Source organism: Glycomyces sp. YM15 (genome assembly GCF_016918015.1).
In the GTDB taxonomy this organism is placed as follows: domain Bacteria; phylum Actinomycetota; class Actinomycetes; order Mycobacteriales; family Micromonosporaceae; genus Glycomyces.
The window spans coordinates 258,230-268,816 of sequence record NZ_JAERMK010000004.1 but is presented as its reverse complement, the minus strand read 5'-3'; the positions used below and the strand labels follow the sequence as shown (position 1 = coordinate 268,816).

Genomic DNA, 10,587 nt, shown 5'->3' with positions numbered 1-10,587 from the left:
CGGGCGAACGTCCGGCCCCGTTTGCAGTCGCGTTCTGTAAGCGCTTCAAAACAAGACAAGACGGTTGGAAAGCGTTCCGCTCCATAGTCATAGACTCGCCTCTATGCACAACGTCCCCCCGGCCGCATCGGTCCGGATCGACCCCGGGGCCGCCGCGGCAAGTCTCATCAGTTCGACCGGAGGCTCCCTCGCCCCCGGCGCCGCCTTCGCGGTCTACCGGCTCGGCCGGTCCTCGTTCCACGCCGCCGTCGTCCGCCGCGTCGAGGGCCGGCATGTCGTCGTCGCCGAGCGCATGGAGCCGATCGGCGGTGCCGAGTTCGACGGTCTGCTGCTGGCGTACCTGTCGGGCCGCCATCCCGACGCCGGCGTCCGCCTCTGGTCCCGCATCGCCGACCCGTCCGAGGCCGCCGACCGGCAGTTGCGCGCCCTGCTGATGGAGAAGATCACGCAGGCGCGGGAGCAGCTGTCCGAGCGGGACTTCACGGTCGTCAACGTGCCCGCGGCCGACATCAAGATGCCGTTGACGCGGGAGGAGTTCGAGTCCCGCGTACAGGAGCTGGTCGAGTCGACCGCCGACATCCTGGAGGAAGTGCTCGCCGAGGCGGGGGTCCATCCGGCGGAGCTGGCGGGCCTGCTGATGGCGGGCGGCGCGTCGCGCACGCCGCTGACGGGGACGACGCTGCGCCGCCGGTTCGGCGTCGAACCGGTGCTGGCCGCGCCGCACGCGAAGGTCCTTGCGGCCGAAGCGGCTCCGGTGGCGACGCGGGAGCTGCCGCTGGTCGACGAGGAGGAGGAGCCGCCGCGCCGCAAGGGCCAGAGGCGAACGGTCGTGCTCGCCGCGGCGCTGCTGGTCGTGGTGGGCGCGGGCGCCGCGTTCGGGTCGCAGCTCGGCGACGGTGACTCCACCGGGGACGAGGTGCGCGCCGACGAGAGCGCTTCGTCCGCGACGGCCTCGGAGACGGCCGCGTCGTCCTCGCCCACGGCCGGTGAAAGCCCTGTCGAGGAGACCAGTGCGAGTCCGTCGGAGTCGCCGACGCCGGATGCGGGCGAGCAGGGTCCTGAGGAGCCGGCGGAGAACGAGGTGTCGCCGGAGGAGGGCCCGACGACGGAGAGTGCGCCGACGGGTTCGGTGCCGAACCTGGTGGGGTTGTCGACGGTGGACGCGCATCAGGCGGTGGAGGACGCGGGTTTCGCGGGCATGGAGCAGTCGGGGGAGGAGCGGGGTGTCTTCGACTGGTCGCATGAGGACTGCGAGGTGATCGAGCAGTCGCCGCCGGCGGGGTCGACGCGGGCGCTGTCGGAGTCGGTCTCGGTGACGTTCTCGTATTCGGGTGACGCGAGCCAGTGCGACACGTAGCGCTCGCCGTGGAATTTCCAGCACGATCGTGCTATTTTTAGGTCGTGCGCAAAGGCGAGATGACGAGGCAGGCGATCCTCGATGAAGCGGTCCGGATGGCCCGCTACTCGGGGCTGTCCGGGCTGACCATCGGATCGCTGGCCGCGGCCGCCGACATGTCGAAGTCGGGCCTGTACGCCCACTTCAAGTCGAAGGAGGCGCTCCAGCTGGCCTGCATGGAGCGCAACGGGGAGCAGTTCATCGACGAGGTGATCCGGCCCGCGCTGGCGAAGCCGCGCGGGATCACGCGTCTGCAGGCCATCGTCGAGTACTGGATGCAGTGGTATTCGCATCCGGGCGGTTGCCTGTTCCTGGCGGCCGCCGCCGAGTTCGACGACCTGCCGGGGCCGCTGCACGACTTCATGGCCTCGGAGCAGCGCGAGCTGCTCGAGACGCTCGCCCGGATCGCCTCCACGGCGGTGGCTCAGGGCGAGTTCCCCGAAGACACCGATGTCTTCCAGGTGGCGCAGGAGGTGTTCGGCATTCTGTTGTCCTACAACTGGATGAGTCGCATCCTGTCCTATCCCGACGCCGCCGACCGCGCGTGGACGGCGTTCAACCGACTGATCGACAGTCTCCAGAGTTAACCAGGAAGGCCTGCTCATGGCGTCCACTGCCTCGACCCCCGTGGTCAAAAAGAAAAGCACGACCGTTCGTGCTCCTTGGTATGTGCGCTCCGGCTTCGCCGCCGCCGAGCGCGTCGCCCCCGACCGGGCCGCGAAGGTCCTGTGCGAGTTGTGGTTCCGCCTCCCGGCCGGTCCGGAGAAGCGCCTGCGCGGCGAGGCCCCGGCCGGTTCGCACGTGTTCGAGCTGGAGTGCCTCGGCACCAGCGTGTGGGGCTTCGACTGGGCTCCTGAAGCCACCGGCGAGGCCCCGCTCGTCTACCTCGTGCACGGCTGGGGCGGTTCGACGGGCGACTTCAAGTTCATCGCGGCGAACCTGGTCGCCTCCGGCTACCGCGTCGTCGCCTTCGACGCGCCGAGCCACGGCAACTCCGGTCCCGGCCCGTGGGGCGAGCGACACGCGAACGGCCTCCACCTGATCGAGGCGATGAACGTGGTCCTGGAGAAGTTCGGCACCCCCCATGGCGTTGTGGCCCATTCGATGGGCGCGCTCAGCTCGGTCCACGGGCTGCTCCAGGGCGACGTCGACGTCACCGGGGTGCGCTTTGCGATGCTCGCGCCGTTCATCGGCGGCCAGGAGGGCTTCAAGGACACGATCGGCGCGATCGTCCCGGTCGGCCCCCGAATCTTCGAGCGGCTGGTGCCCTTGGGCGAGGCCAAGTCCGGGGTGAGGCTCGACGACTTCTCGCTGCGCGGCGTCGAACTCGACGCCCCGGTGCTCATCGTCCACGACAAGGGCGACCGGCCCAACCCGTTCCGCCACGGCCGGGCGCTCGCCGAGGCCTGGCCGAACGCCGAGCTCATGGCGACCACGGGCCTGGGCCACCGAAAGGTCCTGATGAACCCGGCCGTCAGCTCCCGGGTCAGGAACTTCTTGGCCGAGTGAGGGAGACGAGTAAGGGCCCGGTCCTCGGACCGGGCCCTTACTCGTGCGTCTTAACCCTCGTAGTGCACCGTCAGGCGCGTCCACGCCCCGATGTTGATGTAGGTCCCGTCGCCCACCGGGAACTCCACGTTCGGTGCCAGCGGCTCGTCGGAGCCGTTGAGGAACGTGCCGTTCGAGGAGCCGACGTCCATGATCGTCCAGGAGCCGTCGGGCTTGGAGAACAGCTTCGCGTGCTGCGCGCTCACGCCCGGGTCGGCCACGTCGCCCGACAGGTCGATGTCCGGGGTGACGCCGCGCTTGGCGCTGTAGCGGCCGATCGTGAGGTCCGGCTTGTCGAGCGGGAAGCGGCGCGGCTTCGCGAACGACGGGTACTGCAGCTGCGAGGCCCCGTCGGAGGCCGCGACCTTGTTGAAGTAGCCCTGGTCGGCAGTGACGGCGACACCCCAGCGGGTGGCCGCCTGGCCGGGCGGGGCGTAGTTCGAGGCGAGGTCGCTCGGCTGCGCGTCGGGCATCGAGAACCCGCCGGTCCCCGTCGCGGGCGGCGCGGAGGTCGGGGCGCCGAACGGCGCGGCCGGGACGCCCGGGGGCGGTCCGGGCGGGGCCGAGGTCGGCGCGGCGCCGTACGCCTGCTGGGCGTACGGGTCCTGGCCGTAGCCCTGCTGCGGCTGCCCGTACGGGTCCTGCTGGCCGTAGCCGGGCTGCTGCCCGTACGGGTCCTGCTGCGGCTGGCCGTAGGGGTCCTGCTGCCCGTAGCCCTGCTGCGGCTGCCCGTAAGGGTCCTGCTGGGGCTGGGACGGCTGCCCGTACGGGTCCTGCCCGTAGCCCTGCTGCGGCTGGCCGTAGGGGTCCTGCTGCCCGTAGCCCTGCTGCGGCTGCCCGTAAGGGTCCTGCTGGGGCTGGGACGGCTGCCCGTACGGGTCCTGGCCATAGCCCTGCTGCGGCTGCGCATAAGGGTCCTGCTGCTGCGGCTGGCCGTACGGGTCCTGCCCGTAGCCCTGCTGCGGCTGCGGCTGCGCATAAGGATCCTGAGGCTGCTGCCCGTAAGGGTCGTTCGGCGCGTAGCCCTGGCCGAAGGCCGGCGACTGCGGGGGCTGGCCTTGCTGCCACGCCGGGTTGGGCGTTCCGCACTGCTCGCAGAACTGGGCTTGCGGGAAAGCCCCGCAGGCGCACTGGTACCCGCCCGGCTGTGGGGCACCGCCGTAGGTCGGCTGGTAGGTCAAGGTCGTCCCCCTCCAAGCATTTGGGTGTACTCGGCCTCGGTGACGACACCAGGCAGCGAGGCGGACCCGTCACCCTGATCCTGGACGCCCTGGCCGGCATGCTCCTGCGCATGCCCTTCAGCCTGGACCGAACCGGGGGATTCGAGTTCCACCACCGCGACACTGATGTTGTCGTGCCCGCCGTTGGCGAGCGCTTGTCGTGTCAACGCTACCGCCTTGTCGCCAACGCTGCCGTCCGGCAGTGGCAGAAGGTCGTGATCGTCATTGAAATAGCGCGACAGACCATCGCTGCACACTACGACATGCCCGCCGCCCAATTCCACCCGGAGGAGGTTCGGGTTGAGCGCCGGAGCGTCCGCGCCGAGCCACGCGAGCAGGGCTTTGGCGTACGGGTTCTTGTACCGCTCGTCGGCCGGATCCACGCCCTGGTACTCCAGCCTGGCCTGGATCGTGTCGTCCACCGTGAGGCACTTCGCCTCCTTCTCGCCGGCCCAGTACGCTCGGGAATCGCCCACCCAGCACAGGACCGCCTGGTTCCCCTCGACCACGGCCGAGACGTACGTCGAGGACGGCGGCGAGTTCGGGTACTGCTTCCCGACCGCGGCCACCGCCGAGTGCGCCGCGCCCACGCCGCGACGCGACGCGTCCTCCGCGGTGAGGCCCTCGCCGAGCGCCGCCCGGATCTCCGTCACCGCCGCTTCCACCCCTGCGAGTGAGGCGCGCTCGGAATCCGAGGCCCCCGAGACCCCGTCGCAGACCACGGCGATCTTCCGCCCGTCGTCGGCGACCGCGATCGCGATCGAGTCCTGGTTGTAGTGGTGCCGGTGGCCCACATCGGTGGCCGCGCCGATACCGGGCAGCTGGAACGACGTGTGGTCGTCGGACCCGCCCGGGTGGTCGGTGTTCTCCTCCGCGGCGACGGAGGAGCGCCAGGGGGCCTCCTCGGCCGGGACCGCGAACTCCTCCAGGTCGCCGCCGCAAGCCTCGCAGTAGCGGCCGACGTCGGCGGGGAGACCGCAAGCGGTGCAACGCTTCGCGGCGCCCAAGGTGGATGAGGGCTGCATAGGGCTCCTTCGCTACAGCATCGTGCGGGGGCGGTGGGCGTTCGCCAGGTCGAAGTAGTACACCTGGTCCTCCCTGCGGGTGCAGGCGTGGGCGAGGTCACGGTACGTCCGCTCCAGCGCCAGTCGCAGCTCCCGCTCCTCGGGCTGCGCGCCGAACACGCGCGGCTCGTGCGCGGGCCCGGTGCGCAGCACCGTGTCCAGCGCCAGATGCAGGATGCGGGTCGACACCAGGTGCCGGCGCCGCGGCTCGAGCTTCAGCTCGTCGAGCCGCCCTGCCATGTGGTGCAGGTCGAGCAGCGACGGCGGCGACGTCCGCGAATGCAGCGCCGTCTGGATCGCGGCGGTCTGCGCGATCCCGTACTGCGCCGAGGTCTTCGGGACCTGGTGCAGCGTCGAGATCGCCTCCGTCGAATTGCCCTCCAAGTCCAGCAGCCGCGCCCGACCGTACGCGGCCGAGACGAACCGGTGGTCGCAGGTCCAGATCCGCGTGTAGTGCGGCAGCGCCAGGTCCCGGCGCCCCGCCATCTCCGCGCACGCCGCCAGCGCCAGGCGCGGGGCCAGCTCTCCGGGGAGGTGCGAGTAGACGGCGTCGAAATGTGCCGCGGCCGTGTGGAAGTCGGCCGCCAGCAGCGAGATCGTGCCGCGCAGCCATGTGACCTGCCAGGTGTTGCCCTCGCGCTGCGCGAACTGGTCGAGCGCCGCGTTGGCCTGGTGCAGGTCCCCGGCGTTGACGAGGGTGCGCACGCGGCGCAGCTGCACCTCGGGGCTCTGCACCGGCGCGGCGTTGAGCTCCGCGAGGATGCCGGCGGCGTCGGTGGCCTGGAGCGTCGCCATGAACGCGGCCATCGGGTCGGCGAGGTCGACCATCGGCGCGGGCAGCGCGTGCGCGACGTCGAACGGGTCGCCGACGGCGTGGATGTCGTACTCCACGTCGGGTTCGCCGAACACGGCCTGCTCGCCGCTGAACAAGGTGGACGGTTCGAAGCGCGGCTCGCCCTTCTGCACCGACTGCACCTCGTGCAGGACGCCGCGCACCTGGGTGCGCATCTCGTCGGCGTCCTGGAACCGCGAGCGCGGGTCGGCGTTCGTGGCCCGCAGCAGCAGCCGGTGGAAGGACCCGAACTCGTTGAACACGGGCGCTTCCGAAGCGGGCGGCAGCTTGTCGCGGTACGTGCTCGTGAAGCCCTTGAAGTCGAGCGCGAGCACGGCCATCGAGCGGCCGATCGTGTACAGGTCGGAGGTCACCGAGGGCCCGACGGAGAGGATCTCGTCGTTCGGCACCGAGTAGCCGGGGGTGCCGTAGATCGCCGACTCCATGTCGTCGACGTGGCGCACCGCGCCGAGGTCGATGAGCTTGAGCCAGGTCTCGACGTGGATCATGTTGTCCGGCTTGAAGTCGCAGAACAGCAGGCCCCGGTCGTGCAGATAGCTGAACGCGGGCAGCAGCTCGGCGGTGTAGGTGAGCACCTGCTCCAGCGGCAGCGGGTGGCGCTCGCCGTTTTCGTCGACCGCGTCCCTGATGTCCCGCAAGGACTTCCCGGCCAGGTACTCCATGACGATGTACGACTGGAGCTGGCCCGAGCGCGGGTCGGCGGCGGTGACGAAGTCGTGGATGTCGACCACGTTCGGGTGGTCGATGCCGACGAGGAAGCGCCGCTCGTTGATCGCGGCCTCGATCGCGTCCTCGTCGGAGGTGTTGATGAGGCCCTTGATGACGACCCAGCGCTGCGTCAGGTCGTCGGCGAAGTTCTTGTCGTTGGCGAGGTAGATCCAGCCGAGGCCGCCGTGGGCGATCGCGCCGAGCACCTCGTAGCGCTCGGAGAGCACGTCGCCGGGGCTGAGCGCGGGCGTGAACCAGTAGCGGGTGCGGCAGTGCGCGCAGTAGCCCTCGACGCGGCCCGCGCGGCCGGCCTGGGGCCGTCCCACGGGTTTGCCGCACGCGGAGCAGAACCGCTTGTGCTCGGGCACCTGCGGGTGCTCCATGACCGCTTCGGCGGGGTCGCGGGGCGGCACCGGCGGCATGTCGGAGAGGCCGCCGCGCTGGCGGGCGCTGGTGGTCGTGGAGCGCGTGACGGGGCCGGTGATCGGCTGCGGCAGCGGCGCGGCAGGGGCCCGGTAGGGGGCTGGAGGCGGCGACTGGACGACGCCCGCGGGGACCATGCCCTGCGTCCCGGGCTGCGGCAGCGGCGGGGCGATCGGCGGCGCTGCGGGCGAGGGCATCGGCGGGGCCGAGTTCGGGGCGATACCGGGCGGCGCGGGCGGTGCCGACGGCATCGAGTTGGTCCCTGGCGGGCCGGGCGGCGGAGGCGCGAAGCCCGGCTGCGGCGGCACGGCGGGCGGCGTGTTGAGGCGCTTGCGGATGCTGACGGTGTCGGTGGCCTCGGCCTCGGGCTGGTACGCGCCCGGGACGTACCGCTGGGTGTGCTCTGGAGGCGGCTGCTGGTCGCTCATGGCGCTCCCTTAATCCCGGTACTGGGGGCTCGGCGGGGCGCCCGCGACGCCCAGCGGTCCTTTGAGCCACTTGTCGTAGGCGGTCTGCCAGGTGCCGTTCGCGATGATCTCGGCGAGGGCCTTGTTGACGTAGCGGGCGAGGTCGGTGTTGCCCTTCTGGAACGCGATCCCATAGGGCTCCTGGGAGAACGCCTCGCCGACGACGCGGAGGGTCGGGTCCTGGGCGGCCATGCCCGCCAGGATCGTGTCGTCGCTGGTGATGGCGTCGACGGTGCCCTGTTGGAGCAGGACCAGGCAGTCGTTGAAGTCGGGCACGGTGACGGCCTGGGCCGCGGACTGCTCGGCGATGGTGCGCACCGAGGTCGAGCCTTCGCCGGTGCAGACGAGGTGGTCCGCCGCGAGGTCGGCGAGGCCTTCGATGCCGGAGGCGGCGGGCACGAGGAGGCGCTGCCCGGCGTGGTAGTACTCGGCTGAGAACTCGACGTTGGCCCAGCGGTCGCAGTTCATGGTCATGGTGCGCACGACCATGTCGACGCGGTCGGTGTTGACGGCGTCCTCGCGCTGCTTGGAGGTCATGGGGACCCAGCGGATGGTCGCGTCGGGCCCGAGGATCGAGTGGGCGATCGCCGTGGCGATGTCGATGTCGAAGCCGGCCGGCGTGTTGGTCTCGGGGTCGATGTAGCCCATGAGGTTCGTGGACTGGCTGACGCCGATGTTGATCTGGTCCTGGCTGTCGAGCTGCGCCTTGGCGGCGTCGACGGTGACGGCCCCGGGGTTGTAGGACGCGAGCGGCTGGCAGCTCTCGTCCACCGGATCGGTCGCGATCTCGGGGGAGAAGTCGATCCCGGCGGGAAGCGGCGTGGGGACGTCGACCTGCGGCGGGCCCATGTCGGCCGGCTGCGAGCAGGCGGCGAGGACGAGGCAGGCGGCGGCCGCGGCCGCGAGTCGGATCTGGTGTCGAATCATGCGTAGTACTCCGCCACTCGCATCTGGATGCCGACCGCGGCGCTGATGAGCGCGCCGAGCGCCAGGGCCGCGAGCCCGGCCGCCGCGCCCGAGAGCGACCGCTGGGCGTCGTTGGTCGCCTCGGCGAAGCGGTCGGCGCTGACGTCGGTCGCCTCGGTCAAGGCGTCGTTGAGGGTCGTGAAGGAAGCCCACAGGCTGGTGTCGCTCTCGCCGACGACGAGCGCGACGGCGTCGGTGTACTGGCCGCCCTGAGCGAGTTTGACGACCTCGTCGTGCCCGGCCCGCCAGGTGTCGGCGGCCTCGCGGGCGGTGTCGATGTTCGCGGAGAGCTCGGGGTCGTCCGCGAACGCCTCGTCGAGCCGGTCGAGCAGCTCGCCGGGGTCGGCGAGCGCCTTGAAGTGCTCGTCGAAGCGTTCGGCGGCGTCCGGGTCCTCGCCTCGGGCGATGAGCAGGAGCGATTCCTCGGCGCGGGCCTGCTGGGCGGTGATCTCGGCTTCGGCGAGCAGTTCGAGCGGCGCCGAACCGTCCTCATGGGACCGGTTGGTGTGGCTCGCGGACGCCAGCGAGGCCATCGCCAGCCATCCGGCGAAGACCACGAGCAGCACGGTGCTGCCCACGAGCCCCAGGTTGAACACGCGGTTCGTCTTGCGCGAGAGCCACATCTGGGCCCACACGAGGGTGCCGAGCGCCGCCGCGCTCAACGCGGCGGCCGCCCACGGGAACGCCGCGGCGTCCGCGCGCGACTCGTTGAGCTGCGCGAGCGAGTTCTCCTGGAGGTCGTGCGCCTTCGGCAGCATCTCCTCGCGCATGAGCGTGGAGGCCTGTTCCTGGTAGGTCGCGCCGACCGGCTCGCCGAGGCGGTTGAACGTGCGGGCGGTCTCCACCAGACCGGTGTAGACCGGCAGGCGCGCGTTGAGCTCGGCCACCAGCTCGGCGTTCGCCTGGGTCTTGACTTCCCCTGCGGCCGTTGCGAGTGCCACGGTCGCATCGCGCATGGCCTCGCGGTAGGTCTGGTTCATCTCATCGGAGGGCGTACCGGCCGTCAGGTATGAGGACGCGGCGGTCGCGTCGGCCTGTGAGAGCGCCTGGTACAGCGAGAGGGCGGCCACGGAGAGCCGCCCGGACTGGCTGGTGGTCTCCTCGATGACGGCCGACTTCGCGAGGATCGCGGTCATGCCGGTGATCCCGGCGCCGAGGATGAGCGCGCCGACGACGGCGAGCACGCCGCGCAGCTGCCCGGGCGTGAACCGCAGCGCGGCCAGCACGCGGTCGAACCGTCGCTGCCCGGTTGCAGCAGGTGCGCTGGGCGCCTGTGTCGGAGCGGGAGGGGACTGGACGGACAACTACTGCACCTCACTTGATCGGCGACCCGCGGGCCTCTGGACTCGTTCGCCGCGCGCACGTCTGACGTGGCTGGAGTGTCGGGGGACTCCCACATGGTATCGGCCCCCGGCAACGACCGGTGACTACCGCCTCGTGGCGTCGGAGTGGCGCCCTTCGGCGGTACGGTGGGACCGTGTCGAACGCCGAAGACTATTCCACAGAGGACGATGTGCGCTGGATGGCGCGCGCCGTCGAACTGGCCGAACGCTGCCCGCCCTCCACGACCGCCTTCAGCGTCGGCGCCGTGATCGTGGCGGACGGCCGCGTCGTCGGCGAAGGCTGGTCCCGCGCCGAAGACCCGAACGACCACGCCGAAGAAGTCGCCCTCCGCGAAGCGGGCGACGCCGCGCGCGGCGCGACCGCCTACTCCTCCATGGAACCCTGCGGCCACCGCGCCTCCCGGCCCGACCCGTGCGCCCGGCTGCTCATCGCCGCCGGCGTCGCCAGGGTCGTGTACGCCCTCGGCGAGCCGCTCAATTTCGTCGACGCGCCCGGCGGCGACGCGATCCTGCGGGAGAACCGCGTGGTTGTCGCCGTGATGCCCGAATTCGCGGACGCGGCCGAACGCCCCAATGCGCATCTCCGTTAATCTGAGACC

At 71.1% G+C, this 10,587-nt stretch carries 9 protein-coding genes; 4 read left to right on the top strand and 5 right to left on the bottom strand.

What is annotated here, in order from left to right; genetic code table 11:
• Positions 1-103: 103 nt before the first annotated feature.
• The 3 genes from JHY01_RS06910 (at position 104) to JHY01_RS06900 (ending at position 2,905) form a co-directional block, all read left to right on the top strand.
• Positions 104-1,357, top strand: a complete 1,254-nt coding sequence (locus JHY01_RS06910; protein WP_205324873.1) for an Hsp70 family protein — start codon at positions 104-106, stop codon at positions 1,355-1,357.
• Between the two features lie 44 nt (positions 1,358-1,401).
• Positions 1,402-1,983 (top strand): TetR/AcrR family transcriptional regulator, encoded by a 582-nt coding sequence (locus tag JHY01_RS06905; RefSeq protein ID WP_205324872.1) that lies wholly within the window; start codon positions 1,402-1,404, stop codon positions 1,981-1,983.
• Positions 1,984-2,065: 82 nt separating this feature from the next.
• Positions 2,066-2,905 carry an alpha/beta fold hydrolase gene (locus tag JHY01_RS06900; protein WP_205324871.1) on the top strand — a complete coding sequence of 280 codons (840 nt, stop codon included), beginning with the start codon at positions 2,066-2,068 and terminating at the stop codon, positions 2,903-2,905.
• 50 nt (positions 2,906-2,955) lie between these two features.
• Here JHY01_RS06900 and JHY01_RS06895 read toward each other — a convergent pair whose 3' ends face one another.
• Genes JHY01_RS06895 through JHY01_RS06875 form a run of 5 tightly spaced genes read right to left on the bottom strand, consistent with a single transcriptional unit; the run spans position 2,956 to position 9,871 of the window.
• A complete protein-coding gene (locus JHY01_RS06895; RefSeq protein WP_205324870.1) occupies positions 2,956-4,125 on the bottom strand; it encodes an FHA domain-containing protein in 1,170 nt (389 codons plus the stop codon).
• Entirely contained in the window at positions 4,122-5,189 is a 1,068-nt protein-coding gene (locus JHY01_RS06890; protein ID WP_205324869.1) for a PP2C family serine/threonine-protein phosphatase, read from the bottom strand. Before JHY01_RS06890 ends, JHY01_RS06895 begins: the two co-directional genes overlap by 4 nt.
• Positions 5,190-5,201: 12 nt before the next feature.
• The gene (locus tag JHY01_RS06885; protein WP_205324868.1) at positions 5,202-7,640 is read right to left on the bottom strand and encodes a serine/threonine-protein kinase; all 2,439 of its coding nucleotides are present in this window, start codon (positions 7,638-7,640) and stop codon (positions 5,202-5,204) included.
• A gap of 9 nt (positions 7,641-7,649) precedes the next feature.
• Positions 7,650-8,606, bottom strand: a complete 957-nt coding sequence (locus JHY01_RS06880; protein WP_205324867.1) for a glutamate ABC transporter substrate-binding protein — start codon at positions 8,604-8,606, stop codon at positions 7,650-7,652.
• Positions 8,603-9,871 (bottom strand): CHASE3 domain-containing protein, encoded by a 1,269-nt coding sequence (locus JHY01_RS06875; RefSeq protein ID WP_205324866.1) that lies wholly within the window; start codon positions 9,869-9,871, stop codon positions 8,603-8,605. Before JHY01_RS06875 ends, JHY01_RS06880 begins: the two co-directional genes overlap by 4 nt.
• A gap of 251 nt (positions 9,872-10,122) precedes the next feature.
• Here JHY01_RS06875 and JHY01_RS06870 point away from each other — a divergent pair, with 251 nt between their 5' ends.
• Positions 10,123-10,578, top strand: a complete 456-nt coding sequence (locus JHY01_RS06870; protein ID WP_205324865.1) for a bifunctional diaminohydroxyphosphoribosylaminopyrimidine deaminase/5-amino-6-(5-phosphoribosylamino)uracil reductase RibD — start codon at positions 10,123-10,125, stop codon at positions 10,576-10,578.
• The last annotated feature ends 9 nt before the right edge of the window (positions 10,579-10,587 follow it).